Below are 12,431 nucleotides of genomic sequence, written 5' to 3' on the forward strand. Positions count from 1 at the left end.
CCGCAGCCTCATTAAGCTAAAGGGCAGCATAGTTCCAAAATGTGGTAATATTGAATACATGACGCCTACGATTTTTACGTAAGAAATGACTGAAACCATCAAGTTCACAAAGGACTTCTGTGTTTCAAATTTCATAAGGGGAGGACACATGAAAAAACAAATCATTTCATTATTTATTTTGTTTTCGTTAAGTATATTCGTTGTTTCCTTTTCTGCATTTTTTGGACACACATTTAATAGTTACGAAGAAATGCACAATGGAAAATTCGGTTTCCCCATTCCTTTTGTATATCAGGATTTAATTGCTTCTGGATTGGGATACGAAGGAGGATTTCCACGTAGTTTCGGCATACAAATGGATTTTCTGGACATTGATCCTGTTATTGAGTTCAATAAACTCCAATTTTTGCTCTCGGTTATTATTGTTTACTGCTTGTTTACGATAATTTACTTTATTCGTCAGAAAATGAAACGGGAAACGAGAGTTTAATAAACTACCCCACGTCAGCAACGCTCAACTAACGGGCAGGATAACGAACTATGATGGGGGACAAAACGTCTAAAAGGGTAAGAAAATACAAGGGGGTAATTTTTTCAATGGAAAAAAACCTTCTATTGGAGTAATCCTACTCTTTATTCTCTTTTTATAAGTGACTTAATATACGTTAAATGGAGCGAAGAGGTAATCCGTAAATCTGCAATCAGGGGAGATATTAGCTCTCTTTCATATTTCGATTTATCGAATAGGGCAAAAAGGTATATTACCAAAAATGAGTTTGGTCAGTGGAAAAACATTTGTGACACTAAATGGAGTTTTGAAAAAGTACCGCGACCAAGCGACCCCAAAATTACTAACTATGCGGAAAGAAACATAGATGCGGAGGTATATTATGACCGTACAATTTTCGGTTGGAAAATTGACTATATTACAGGGGGGGTATGCACGAAGTAAGACATAATTTTTTGATGAAATCTGAATTCAACAACGACGGTGTTTATCAAGCAAGTAGACGTCCTAGACAGCATGGAGGAAACAGTGACAGTTAAGAAAAAGCTTTACGTTCGCACGGCACTCGTCATTGCCACACTAATAATTTTAACAGTTGTGTATGTAGGATGGATGAGCAGTCGGGTGATGGGCACATGGAGGTCTTCCCATGGCCAACCGAGCGACTGTGCCATTGTCCTCGGAGCAGCCGTTTGGGAAGGCAAGCCAAGTACCGCGATGCGTGAAAGACTTGATATCGCCCTTCAAGTCTACCGTGACAAGCTAACTGACCATTTGATTCTGTCGGGAGGCATTGGGGCGGGAGACTCACTTTCCGAGTCCCAAGTGATGAAAAGCTATCTGATGGAGAAAGGAGTGCCAGAGACATCTCTGCTTCTAGAAGAGCAGTCCCACTCGACCATACAGAATCTACTCAACAGCCAAACAATCATGAGAGAGCACGGGTATTCCAGTGCCATATTGGTTACTCACGGCTTTCACGCTCTCAGAGCTAGTCTAATGGCAAAAAGCATCGGCATAGAGACGAGTGTAGAGCCTGTTCAAATTCGTCCCATCGATCTCAGGTATTACGTTCTTCGGGAAGTCGCTGGTATTACGTTCTTTGAATTAACTCATTAAACGGTATATAGCTTGAAAGGTGCATACGTGATTCACAACCATCGCTTAATTAACGGAAACTAGAGCAATATGAGCAGGCTGCCAACACAAACGGCAGCCTGCTCAACTAAAGGGCAGGATTCTACAATGTCCCTAAGGAAAGTAATACATAAATTATTATATAAAAGGCGTTAGGTGGGAGGGTTAAAAGTGTCTGTAGCAAATCATACATTTTCCAAAGACGTTCCATATAAGGTGAGAATGAATTATCAATTATTTCTGCCACATGATTTTGAATTCAGCCCAAACACTAATTACCCCTTAATCCTGTTTTTACATGGTATTAAGAAACGTGGTGAAGATATAAGTTTGTTAAATAACTATGGGCTAAATTGGATTGCCGAAAATAATACTGACTTCCCATTTATTGTGGTTACTCCACAGTGCCCAACAGACTCTAATTGGACACAAGAATACCAGTCGGTCATAGCACTCGTCGACGAAATCACTGCAAGTTATCCTATTGATACTGACAGAGTGTATTTAACTGGATTTAGTATGGGTGGAAACGGAACATGGGATTTTGCTTCAAGGTCACCAAAATTCTTTTCAGCCATAGTACCAATTTCAGGGTGGTTTCAACCCGATAAGGCTATGATGCTAAAGGATGTACCAATTTGGGCTTTTCATTGTGTGGACGATGATGTTGTCCGTGTATCAGGAACAGAAGATATGGTAAAAGCAATAACAAATATAGGCGGAAACATCAGAGCAACATACTACTCAGAACTAGGTCACAGCCACAGAGTCATGGAAAAGACATTTAACAATCAAGAATTGTATACGTGGTTGTTGAGACACGAAAGAAATTCACCTGTCCGATGATTCCGCTAACGGGCAGGATAGTTTGGTTATAATGGTTTTTCCCATAACATTTCGTAAGAGGTGTGTTAGTCTGGTTTAGAGGTGGGAGATATATCATGGAAGTTAAACTTATGCCTGTTAAAGTTGAACAAAAAGAAGTCCTCTACAACCTATATCAATATTATCGTTATGATTTTAGTCAGTATACCGAGGAAGATTTGGGCTTAGATGGACGGTTTGATATAGACTTGGATCACTATTGGGAAGACCCTAGATGGAACCCTTATTTGATATGTAACAAGGAACAAATCATTGGGTTTTTAATTATACTTTTTGAGAATTACGATACGGATCCCGATCCAACACATGTCATATATGATTTTCTAGTCCTCAATAAATATAGGAGAAGGGGTTTAGGGAGACTAGCGGCTGTTCAGGCGTTTAATTTATACCAAGCGAATTGGAAAGTGGTCCAGATGAAAATAAATGAGCCAGCAAAACATTTTTGGCGGGATGTAGTGAATCAATATACCGCTGGAAAGTATTCTGAAGTATTTCGAGAAGATCTAAATAAATATGTACAATCGTTCAGTAATAGGACTTCTTCTATTCATTGAAGTAACGGGTAAGATAGTGAAATAACCAAGAACCAGTCTAACACATTATTTTTGTGTTTTTGACTGGTTTTTGTTTATTAGGATCGAATAATCTAAAACTTATTTATCAAGTAAACGATTTTCGCGTATAAAAAGCGCGTCAATCCAACATGGTCAGTCTAAAACCTTATTTTTCACTGTCCATCGATGGCTGAGAATTGACCTTTGAAGAAAAAAGCTCTTGATTTGTGAAAATACTGTAACTCCGCATAACGATAATACTCAATAGAATTGCTGGCATTAATCATCCTTTGCCTTTCATAATGATCTGCTAATGCCGCATGATGTAAGTAATTTTGTTGTGCAGATTGAATAATGGATGGTTGAACATAGGGTATTTGTTGAGGTTGATACATGTTTGCAACCTACCTTTCCTGAAATTCGTTTATTATATGCAAAAAGATTTTCCTTGGTCAAAGGTCTCTGTTTGACAATCTCACAGAAGTAGAGCAAAACGACAACAGGCTGCAGCATAAACGGTAACCGTTGAACTATCGGGCAGCGTAGTTGAATAGCTTACTTCCTCTTGACCTTAACACTGAGGTCAAGGTTTATAATGAGATTATCTCGAGCAGAAATCTACTAGAAAGGAATTACGATACGATATGGATATTTCTCCACAAGAAGAAAACATGATTAAGGCTCTTCGTGAGGCAGCATTACCCCCTTTATTTGTGCTCATACGAATTAGAAATGATATTTCAAATGACACTGTAAATGTCGAAGAGAGCCGAATAGATGACGTCGTAAAAACATTAGAAAAATACATCGCCCCACTATGGGAAGACTATCATGTTGGGAAGAATTCACAAACCAAAGAAAGACCTTAACGAATATTGACAGGGATGGAACCATTGGTGGTTCTGATGAAGTTATTTTGCCTGGAGCATTTGAATTATTCTCGTTTTCCATTACATTGATATAACATAATATGTTATATTAATGTAATGGATATTTCTCTTTTACGCGGATTTCACTAATTTTATGTTAGAAATATTGACGTATAAATCCGATTCCGTTAATATAATGGATGTAAGGTTCGCAATGTCGGTAATCTTGTGTCAATTACATGTTATTATATTTATCATAATATGTAATGACGATGTTAATTTATCTTAGGAGGTTGGTTCATGATTTTGAAGAAGACGGTTCTTATGATCTCAGTTTCGGCACTTGCACTAGGTATGTTGGCAGGTTGCGGAACCGGAAGTACCAGTATAAGCACTAGTACGGCCACAGGAACAGCAGAAACAGCCAAACCCACCAGCGGAGGCGCAAAAACCGTTATCAAAATCGCCACCCAGTCTCCTTTGTCCGGAGGAAGCGCCGTTCAAGGCGAAGCTATTAAACTAGGTGCTCAGCTGTCCTTGGATGATCATAAAGCGGAATTTGACAAGCTTGGTTTCGATCTGCAGCTCGTCCCTTACGACGATCAAGGGGATCCGAAAAAAGGTGTTGCGAATGCCGAGATCATTGGTGCGGATCAATCGATCCTCGGAATCGTGGGGCATATGAACTCCGGCGTAGCCATTCCTTCCTCCGTTGTCTATGAGAAATATAACGCAGTCATGGTATCGCCATCCAATACGGCAACGGAGGTGACGGATCGTAATCTGAAAGTCGTGAACCGAATCGTTGCCCGTGACGACTTCCAAGGACCTGCGGCTGCTGATTATGCAGTGAAAACTGTGAAAGCCAAAAACATTTTTGTCATTCAAGACAAAACCGCATACGGACAAGGCTTGGCCGAAGCATTTAAAGATGCGGCAACGAAGCTGGGCGCTACCATTGTCGGGTATGAGGGAATTACAGTAGGCGAGAAGGATTTCAACGGCGTACTGAACATTGCGCTTAGCAAAAAGCCGGACTTCGTCTTCTTCGGAGGATTATACGGGGAAGGCGGACTGCTCATCAAGCAAGCGCGTGATAAAGGCATTACGGCACCATTTATGGGTGGGGACGCTTGGGACTCTCAAGGTCTGGTTGATGTTGCGGGAGATAAAGTGAAAGATGCCTTGTACGCCTCCATAGCCACGGATATTACCAAAACGGCAGACGGCAAGAAATGGGCCGACCAATACAAAACGAAATTCGGTAAAAGCCCCGATGGTTACTCGGCATACGCCTATGATTGTATGTCCGTCATTCTAGAGGGTATTAAGACGGCGGCCGCTGCGAATGGCGGGAAAGTGCCTGCCCGCGATAAAGTTCGGGATGCGGTGCGCGCCATGAAAGATTTCCAAGGTGTAGCAACGAAAATTAGCTTTGATGGCAAAGGTGATAACACTTATGCTAAAGTATTCATTTATAAATTTGATGGTCCTACATATCCGGGAACGATGAATTCTGAAGTAAGCAAGTAATCCTAATTTCATGGAACGATCCTGCAGTAAAGAGGTATGTGCTTGCTTTGACGCCGTACCTCTTTATGATCCATTCATCCCGAAAGGAGAGGCTTCATGATTTTAAACATCCTGCACACACTCCCCCAGGTATTGATCGACGGCCTTGCTTTAGGTGCTATTTATGCGGTCGTCGCGTTAGGCTATACCATGGTGTACGGTATTCTTGAGCTGATCAATTTTGCGCATGGAGAAGTCTTTATGACCGGTGCATTCGTGGGTACATCCGTATTGTTTGTCTTTCATTCGACCGGGTGGCTTGCCGGTATGCCAGGATGGTTGGCTTACGTGCTTATCCTTGCGATCGCAATGCTTTTTACGGGGGTTATGGGTGTAGGAATAGAACGAATTGCATATCGCCCTCTCAGGAAAGCGCCCAAGCTGATTTCGCTCATCTCCGCTATTGGGGTTTCTTTTGTGGTCCAAGATCTCATTCGCTTTATTTCAGAGTTGAAAACAGGCAACTACATCGTAAGCGGCATCACGTTATACGATAAAAATGTGAAAATCGGCACTTCCTCTCTGGGCGCTTGGTTCGGCGACGCGTCTTTGAAAATCAATACGATTATTATTATCGCTGTAGCTGTTTTGCTGATGATCGGATTGGATTTGTTCGTCAACCGAAGCAAATGGGGAGTAGCCATGCGGGCGGTTGCGCAAGACCGTGAAACGGCTTCGTTGATGTCGATCAATGTGAATAAAATCATCGTGCTGACCTTTTTCATCGGTTCTTCATTAGGCGGCGCGACGGGAGTATTATTTGCCCAGCAGTATGGGACAATCGATCCGTTTATCGGGTATATACTGGGTTTAAAAGCTTTTACAGCCGCCGTGCTAGGCGGTATCGGCAACATACGGGGAGCGATGTTCGGCGGGCTCGTTATCGGGCTATTGGAAATGTTCGCATCTTCCAATCTTGGATTGCTGACAAACGGCAGCTTTGGTGCCGAGTATAAGGATGTATTTTCGTTCATGATTCTCATTATCGTGCTGATTTTTAAACCCGAAGGCTTGTTTGGCAGAGCCGTCAAAGAGAAGGTGTAGATCATGACGATGGATAAAATCAAACGGGTATGGCTCCAAAATGCGAATATTCAAGTCTTGCTGCTTGCTATTTTCGTTGCGGTTACCTCGCTTAGCGTATATTTTACCGCAAAATCGGTTACGGCCTTTTTATTATTACTTGCTTCTCTCCTCATGCTTTACTACACCTCCTTCAGCCACAGAATCAAATGGATCATCGGCGGCGCTCTACTCATCTTGATTATTCCATTGGCTACCTCCGGAGGGCCAGCCTACGATTCCTATATGGAAGTCGCAACACAGAGCGGCATTTATATCGCGATGGCGCTAGGATTGAACATCGTTGTCGGCTTTGCGGGACTTTTGGATCTGGGGTTTGTCGCTTTCTTTGCCATCGGGGCCTATACATACGGCATTTTTTCCACCGCTCAAGCGAATCATTTCATACCAGGGAATTTATTCCCGCTTTCCGGCACCACGTTCTGGCTTTTTATTATCATCGGCGGCTTTATGGCTGCATTGTTCGGTGTTCTTCTCGGGCTTCCGGTACTTAGGGTGAAGGGGGATTATCTCGCTATTGTCACCCTGGGTTTCGGGGAAATCATACGGATCATCTTCAATAACCTCGAAAAGCCGGTGAACATTACGAACGGAGCCATGGGGATTTCATCGATTAAGCCTCCCGATTTATTCGGTTACGAATTTACGCATCCACACCAATTTTATTTTATAGTGCTTGCCATCTTGGCTTTTGTTATTTTCGGAGTGAGGCGATTTGAGCATTCTCGGTTAGGGCGTTCCTGGAAAGCGGTTCGGGAGAACGAAATTGCCGCTCAGTCGATGGGGATCCCGTTAATTCGCACCAAGTTAACCGCATTTGCCGTTGGGGCGTCCTTCTCCGGGATGATGGGCGTCGTCTTTGCCGCCAAACAAACGTTTATTGATCCGTCAAGCTTTACCCTGCTTGAATCTACGACAATTTTGGTCATGGTTGTTCTGGGGGGAATGGGAAGCGTTCCAGGCGTGATTCTCGGAGCTGCGCTCGTGACGATCCTCAACCTGCAGGTGCTGACGGAATTCACGAACTGGTTGAACCAATTGACGCTGCAAGGCGCGGTTCATATTCCGAATGCCTTATCTCCGTCCAAAATGCAGCGGTTTATTTTTGGCGCTATCTTAATCCTGATCGCCATCTTTAAGTCTAACGGATTGATTCCTGCGAAGAATCGCAAGGTGAGCGTAAACCGGCAAAACGGAGGGATCGCCCAATGACTGTGCTGCGTGTTAAAAATCTGGTCAAACGCTTTGGCGGCTTGATTGCCGTTAACGGTGTTCATTTTGAGTTTCGGAAAGGTAAGATTTCAGCAGTCATCGGCCCGAATGGTGCCGGGAAAACGACCTTTTTCAATATGATCACCGGCATTTATACGCCTGATGAGGGCCAAATCGAACTGGAAGGCAAGTCGATCGTAAAGGTGAAGCCGGATCGTATAACCGAGAAGGGCATTGCCCGTACCTTTCAAAATATCAGGTTATTCGGGAACATGACCGTTATCGAAAATGTGATGGTTGGGATGCACATTCATCTAAATGCGGGTATATTCAGCACGCTGCTGGGTCTTCCTAAGGTCCGAATGGAGGAACAAAGAGCGATAGATGAAGCTTACCGGATCTTGCAGTATGTCGGTCTCGAGCTGCTGCTGAATGAAAAAGCGAACAGCCTGTCTTATGGAGCGCAAAGACGTCTGGAAATCGCGAGGGCACTTGCGGCTAAACCGAAGGTGCTACTTTTGGATGAACCCGCTGCAGGCATGAATCCTCGTGAAACCGTAGAATTGACCGAGCTTATCCGCAGGATTCAGCGGGAATTGGACATCTCGATTATATTAATTGAGCACGATATGAAGCTCGTTATGGATCTTTCCGATCACATTCTCGTGCTGGATCACGGCGAAAAAATAGCCGAGGGATCTCCCCGTGAGATTCGTTCGAATCTGCGAGTCATTGAAGCCTATTTGGGTAAAAGCGCATTAAGACAAGAGGTGATTTCATGAGCTTGCTGGAGCTGCACGAGGTTCAGGCCTATTATGGCGGTATCCATGCGTTAAAGGGAATAACGTTACATGTGAATGAAGGGGAAATTGTTACCTTGATCGGTTGCAACGGAGCGGGGAAATCCACAACGCTTAAATCGATAAGCGGTCAAGTGAAAACGAAGGGCTCCATCCTATTTAATGGAAACAACATCTCCGCTTGGCCGGCTCACCAAACGGCAATGGAAGGCATCGCCCATGTGCCGGAGGGGCGGCGTATATTCCCTCGTCTCACGGTTAAGGAGAATCTGGAGATGGGAGGATTTTCGGTAAAGGATAAAAAAATCATCAAAGAGCGCATGGAACAGTCCTTTGTCTATTTCCCCCGTTTGAAAGAACGGTTGAATCAAGTCGGTGGAACGATGAGCGGAGGAGAACAACAAATGCTTGCGATCGCCCGCGCGCTCATGATGAAGCCGAAGCTATTGCTGCTTGACGAACCGTCGATGGGGTTGGCTCCGGTCATTGTGGATCAAATTTTCGAAATCATTCAGGAACTGAACCGTACGGGAATGACGATTTTGCTTGTGGAACAGAATGCCTTTCAAGCGCTGCAAATCGCCCATCGCGGCTATGTCATCCAAACGGGTGAGATCATTCTAGAGGATGACGCCAAATTGCTGCTTATCAATAATCAAGTGAAGGAAGCCTATCTGGCCGGATGAAACGATTTCTCTCGATGGGTTACGGCATCCTGGCCTCCTTCTTTTTCTCGTTCTCTTTCATCATGAACCGGGCTATGGAGCTGTCGGGCGGATATTGGATATGGAGCGCATCGCTTCGTTATCTTTTCATGTTTCCGCTTCTTCTGTTGATCGTCTTGATCAGAGGGAATTTACGAGCCTTGCTGATCACGATGAAGGAGCAGCCATGGGTATGGATGGGTTGGAGTTTTGTCGGATTCGGGTTATTTTATGTGCCGATCTGTTTTTCCTCTGCTTATGGGCCGGGATGGCTCATTGCAGCGACATGGCAAATTACCATTGTTGCGGGATCATTGCTTGCTCCATTATTCGGCAAGAATAAAATTCCTTTAAAAGGTCTGCTGATGTCTCTCATCATCTTATTTGGTGTAGCTGTCATGCAGGCGGAACAAGCCGGTAATCTCTCCATCAAAAGCTCGTTATTAGGCGTGGTGCCGGTTCTTCTCGCAGCCTTTGCTTATCCGCTTGGCAATCGAAAGATGATGGAGGTCTGCTTAGGGCGGCTGGATGCTTACCAGCGCGTTCTTGGAATGACCATAGCCAGTCTTCCGCTATGGATTGCGCTTTCGGTCTATGCGCTTGTTCATGCCGGCGCGCCGAGCGCAGGGCAAAGCGGTCAGTCTGCTATTGTAGCCATTTGTTCGGGAGTCATAGCGACCGTACTCTTTTTCTCGGCGACGGATAAGGTGAAGGGGTCCGTTCATCAATTGGCGGCAGTGGAAGCGACGCAGGCGGGTGAAATTATTTTTACAGTCATCGGCGAATTGGTGCTGCTTAAAGCTGCTTTTCCTTCTATTTTATCTTGGATCGGTATGCTAAGTGTTGTTCTGGGCATGATGCTTCATAGTTTGTTGTCGGAGAAACAAGTTAGCGTGCAATAGGTTTCAAAAGAAGGGAGAATCGTCCTCGCGATGGGGGTGGTTCTCTTTTTCACGTGCCGATAATCAATTTTTGTATGAATTTATGACGAGTTACTGGGGTAAAACTTGCAAAACCGGGTGCGGTAAAATATAAGAAATGGAAGCGTTTTCGGAAAAGAGAATGAACGAGTGCAACCACTTTTGCTTTAACGGACAACTGGACAAGACAAGTGTCCAATGACACAAAAGTGCTTACATAAACCAATTCGAAAAAGCTTGAGAAACCAAGCTTTTATTATTTTTATGTAGGGAAATTTGTGTCAGTAAAAAAATGCGCAAATGTCCCTGCATTGTAGTATTGCGTGGGGGTTTTAGGTGATAAAGGAGGAATTCAACATCATTGGTTCGGGCATTGAGTGTTACGACGAACACCTCAACCATATCTTTCCAAATGTATAGGCCTTCCAAAAGAGAAGGCTACCGGGGGATCGGCAGCCTTCTGCGGAACAGTGAAGAGCTATCGTGAAATTTGGCTTCCTATTTGTTTAATCAGGCTTCCGATTCCCTCAAGTTTCGCTCTTCCAACTTCCTGCGCGAATGGGAGCGAGATAGTCCGAGCGATGCGGCGGCTGTCCCCGCGGCGATGGTAACTCCCGCCGCCCCAATCCAACTGATGGCTGGCAACGACGCTTGCTCTATGACGATGCCCCCGATCCCCGCTCCGGCGGCCATGGCAAGCTGCACGACCGACATGTTTAGGCTAAGCATAATGCCGGAAGCTTCCGGAGCAAGTGTGATTAAATGAACCTGCTGCGTAGGACCCGACGACCAGGCCGAGAACGCCCAGAGCATGAGAAGCGGGAACACGAGAGCAGGGGATAGAGCTGCCAGCGATAACAGGATTAGAGCTGCCGCGTGCAGCAGCATGCCGCCGACCAGCGTGCGGGGGAATCCCCATTTGTCTGTGCTATAGCCTCCGAGCTTAGAACCGATCAAGCTTGCGATGCCGAAAGCGAACAATCCGATGCTCACCCATTTTTCGCTCAATCCCGTAACGGTAAGTAGAAACGGCGAAATGTACGTATAGGCAATCGAATATCCACCGATCCAGAAGAAGGTTACAGACAAGGCCAAAACGATTTTTCGTTCCTTCAACAGCGCCAACTGTTTGCGAAGCGGCACTGGTTCTTCGCCATCCGTTTGTGGAATCGTGAAGGCAATAACAAGCATAGCGAACAGCCCGAGTGCGCCGATTCCCCCGAAAATTGTTTTCCAATCGTAGGCGGAAGCGACAACCCTTCCAAGAGGAACGCCGATGATCAGCGAGGTACTGAAGCCCATAACGAGTGTCGCTATGGCGCTGCCTTGCTTTTCAGGCGGAGCCATCTTGGAGGCCACGGTCATGGCTGTAACGACAAACACCCCGGTACTGAGTGCCAAGATGATCCGAGATCCGATTAGAGATTCATATCCCGGCAAAATAAAGGCGATTCCGTTTCCTATTACGAAAAGGCCGAGTGAGTAAAGCAGCAGCTTCCGTCGCTCCAGGCGAGCAGTAACGGCCATAAGGATAGGGGTCCCGAAAGCGTAAGCGAGCGAGAAAACGGTAATGAGCTGTCCTGCAGCGGACACCGAGACACCGATATCCTCCGCAACTTTATCCAAAATGCCTGCGATGATAAACTCCGACGTTCCGACAAGAAAACTGACGGCGGCCAACATGTAAATTTTCCAAGCGTATGACATGATTTTCTTACTCCTCTCTCTGTCCGATAATCTATATTTCTAGAAATATAGAAATAATGATAAAAAAATTATTCCAGCAAATACGGTGCATACTTTTGTGCTATTTCGCGGTTCACGCTGTAGTAGATGTACGTTCCATCCTTACGGAGATCGAGTAGGCCGCAATCCGTCAATTGCTTCAGGTGATGGGATAGTGTCGAGCCAGCGATGGATTCCAGCTTGTTTCCGATATCGGAGCAGCACAAATTCCTCTCTTCGGTAAGCAACAGGGCAATTTTAAGCCGGGTCGGTTCCCCTAGTGCTTTGTATACTTTGACGGCTTGCCGTACCTCCGCGTTATCCTCGACCATCGTTACCTCACCTTTGCTTATTGTGATTATTTCTATATCTGTCGAAATAAAGGTACCATACCTTAGGATAAAAGTAAATAGGGTTATTTTCATTCGCTTGCCCATAAAAAAAGAGCCGTCAGGTGAA

14 protein-coding genes are annotated in these 12,431 nt (G+C 44.9%); 11 read left to right on the forward strand and 3 right to left on the reverse strand.

Annotation, left to right across the window (positions count from 1 at the left end; all coding sequences use genetic code 11):
* Positions 1-148: 148 nt before the first annotated feature.
* From ASG93_RS01240 to ASG93_RS01255, 4 genes are all read left to right on the forward strand, one after another.
* Positions 149-490 carry a hypothetical protein gene (locus ASG93_RS01240; RefSeq protein ID WP_056828024.1) on the forward strand — a complete coding sequence of 114 codons (342 nt, stop codon included), beginning with the start codon at positions 149-151 and terminating at the stop codon, positions 488-490.
* A 546-nt stretch (positions 491-1,036) separates the two neighbouring features.
* Positions 1,037-1,627, forward strand: coding sequence for a YdcF family protein (locus tag ASG93_RS01245; RefSeq protein WP_056828026.1), 591 nt, complete (start codon positions 1,037-1,039; stop codon positions 1,625-1,627).
* Between the two features lie 189 nt (positions 1,628-1,816).
* Positions 1,817-2,491 carry an alpha/beta hydrolase-fold protein gene (locus ASG93_RS01250; RefSeq protein WP_056828027.1) on the forward strand — a complete coding sequence of 225 codons (675 nt, stop codon included), beginning with the start codon at positions 1,817-1,819 and terminating at the stop codon, positions 2,489-2,491.
* A 95-nt stretch (positions 2,492-2,586) separates the two neighbouring features.
* Positions 2,587-3,087 (forward strand): GNAT family N-acetyltransferase, encoded by a 501-nt coding sequence (locus ASG93_RS01255; RefSeq protein ID WP_056828029.1) that lies wholly within the window; start codon positions 2,587-2,589, stop codon positions 3,085-3,087.
* Between the two features lie 173 nt (positions 3,088-3,260).
* On the opposite strand, the gene ASG93_RS01260 is transcribed toward ASG93_RS01255, so the two are convergent.
* A complete protein-coding gene (locus tag ASG93_RS01260; RefSeq protein ID WP_056828030.1) occupies positions 3,261-3,482 on the reverse strand; it encodes a hypothetical protein in 222 nt (73 codons plus the stop codon).
* Positions 3,483-3,731: 249 nt separating this feature from the next.
* On the opposite strand from ASG93_RS01260, the gene ASG93_RS01265 reads away from it, so the two are divergent.
* The 7 genes from ASG93_RS01265 to ASG93_RS01295 all read left to right on the forward strand — a co-directional run bounded on the left by ASG93_RS01265 (position 3,732) and on the right by ASG93_RS01295 (position 10,229).
* The gene (locus ASG93_RS01265; protein WP_056828032.1) at positions 3,732-3,956 is read left to right on the forward strand and encodes a hypothetical protein; all 225 of its coding nucleotides are present in this window, start codon (positions 3,732-3,734) and stop codon (positions 3,954-3,956) included.
* A 300-nt stretch (positions 3,957-4,256) separates the two neighbouring features.
* Entirely contained in the window at positions 4,257-5,489 is a 1,233-nt protein-coding gene (locus ASG93_RS01270) for a branched-chain amino acid ABC transporter substrate-binding protein (RefSeq protein WP_056828034.1), read from the forward strand.
* A gap of 96 nt (positions 5,490-5,585) precedes the next feature.
* Positions 5,586-6,572 carry a branched-chain amino acid ABC transporter permease gene (locus ASG93_RS01275; protein WP_056828037.1) on the forward strand — a complete coding sequence of 329 codons (987 nt, stop codon included), beginning with the start codon at positions 5,586-5,588 and terminating at the stop codon, positions 6,570-6,572.
* A 9-nt stretch (positions 6,573-6,581) separates the two neighbouring features.
* Positions 6,582-7,823 carry a branched-chain amino acid ABC transporter permease gene (locus ASG93_RS01280; protein WP_056829250.1) on the forward strand — a complete coding sequence of 414 codons (1,242 nt, stop codon included), beginning with the start codon at positions 6,582-6,584 and terminating at the stop codon, positions 7,821-7,823.
* Positions 7,820-8,605 carry an ABC transporter ATP-binding protein gene (locus tag ASG93_RS01285; protein ID WP_056828039.1) on the forward strand — a complete coding sequence of 262 codons (786 nt, stop codon included), beginning with the start codon at positions 7,820-7,822 and terminating at the stop codon, positions 8,603-8,605. The genes ASG93_RS01280 and ASG93_RS01285 overlap by 4 nt, the downstream gene beginning before the upstream one ends.
* Positions 8,602-9,309, forward strand: a complete 708-nt coding sequence (locus ASG93_RS01290; RefSeq protein ID WP_056828041.1) for an ABC transporter ATP-binding protein — start codon at positions 8,602-8,604, stop codon at positions 9,307-9,309. Before ASG93_RS01285 ends, ASG93_RS01290 begins: the two co-directional genes overlap by 4 nt.
* Positions 9,306-10,229: a multidrug resistance efflux transporter family protein gene (locus ASG93_RS01295; protein ID WP_056828043.1), complete on the forward strand. Its 924-nt coding sequence runs from the start codon at positions 9,306-9,308 to the stop codon at positions 10,227-10,229. The genes ASG93_RS01290 and ASG93_RS01295 overlap by 4 nt, the downstream gene beginning before the upstream one ends.
* A 528-nt stretch (positions 10,230-10,757) precedes the next feature.
* Here the strand turns inward: ASG93_RS01295 and ASG93_RS01300 are convergent.
* Together ASG93_RS01300 and ASG93_RS01305 are read right to left on the reverse strand one after the other, a co-directional pair.
* Positions 10,758-11,954 (reverse strand): MFS transporter, encoded by a 1,197-nt coding sequence (locus tag ASG93_RS01300; protein WP_056828045.1) that lies wholly within the window; start codon positions 11,952-11,954, stop codon positions 10,758-10,760.
* 68 nt (positions 11,955-12,022) lie between these two features.
* Complete coding sequence (locus tag ASG93_RS01305; RefSeq protein WP_056828047.1) at positions 12,023-12,304, reverse strand: ArsR/SmtB family transcription factor; 282 nt, start codon at positions 12,302-12,304, stop codon at positions 12,023-12,025.
* Between the last annotated feature and the right edge of the window lie 127 nt (positions 12,305-12,431).

The organism is Paenibacillus sp. Soil787, from assembly GCF_001429545.1.
GTDB lineage: Bacteria > Bacillota > Bacilli > Paenibacillales > NBRC-103111 > Paenibacillus_E.

What these genes read in the sequence shown, in the direction of transcription:
- ASG93_RS01240 (WP_056828024.1), top strand. Translation starts at nt 149, where the DNA reads ATGAAAAAACAAATCATTTCATTATTTATTTTGTTTTCGTTAAGTATA.
- ASG93_RS01255 (WP_056828029.1), top strand. Translation starts at nt 2,587, where the DNA reads ATGGAAGTTAAACTTATGCCTGTTAAAGTTGAACAAAAAGAAGTCCTC.
- ASG93_RS01260 (WP_056828030.1), bottom strand. Translation starts at nt 3,482, where the DNA reads ATGTATCAACCTCAACAAATACCCTATGTTCAACCATCCATTATTCAA.
- ASG93_RS01265 (WP_056828032.1), top strand. Translation starts at nt 3,732, where the DNA reads ATGGATATTTCTCCACAAGAAGAAAACATGATTAAGGCTCTTCGTGAG.
- ASG93_RS01270 (WP_056828034.1), top strand. Translation starts at nt 4,257, where the DNA reads ATGATTTTGAAGAAGACGGTTCTTATGATCTCAGTTTCGGCACTTGCA.
- ASG93_RS01275 (WP_056828037.1), top strand. Translation starts at nt 5,586, where the DNA reads ATGATTTTAAACATCCTGCACACACTCCCCCAGGTATTGATCGACGGC.
- ASG93_RS01280 (WP_056829250.1), top strand. Translation starts at nt 6,582, where the DNA reads ATGGATAAAATCAAACGGGTATGGCTCCAAAATGCGAATATTCAAGTC.
- ASG93_RS01285 (WP_056828039.1), top strand. Translation starts at nt 7,820, where the DNA reads ATGACTGTGCTGCGTGTTAAAAATCTGGTCAAACGCTTTGGCGGCTTG.
- ASG93_RS01290 (WP_056828041.1), top strand. Translation starts at nt 8,602, where the DNA reads ATGAGCTTGCTGGAGCTGCACGAGGTTCAGGCCTATTATGGCGGTATC.
- ASG93_RS01295 (WP_056828043.1), top strand. Translation starts at nt 9,306, where the DNA reads ATGAAACGATTTCTCTCGATGGGTTACGGCATCCTGGCCTCCTTCTTT.
- ASG93_RS01300 (WP_056828045.1), bottom strand. Translation starts at nt 11,954, where the DNA reads ATGTCATACGCTTGGAAAATTTACATGTTGGCCGCCGTCAGTTTTCTT.
- ASG93_RS01305 (WP_056828047.1), bottom strand. Translation starts at nt 12,304, where the DNA reads ATGGTCGAGGATAACGCGGAGGTACGGCAAGCCGTCAAAGTATACAAA.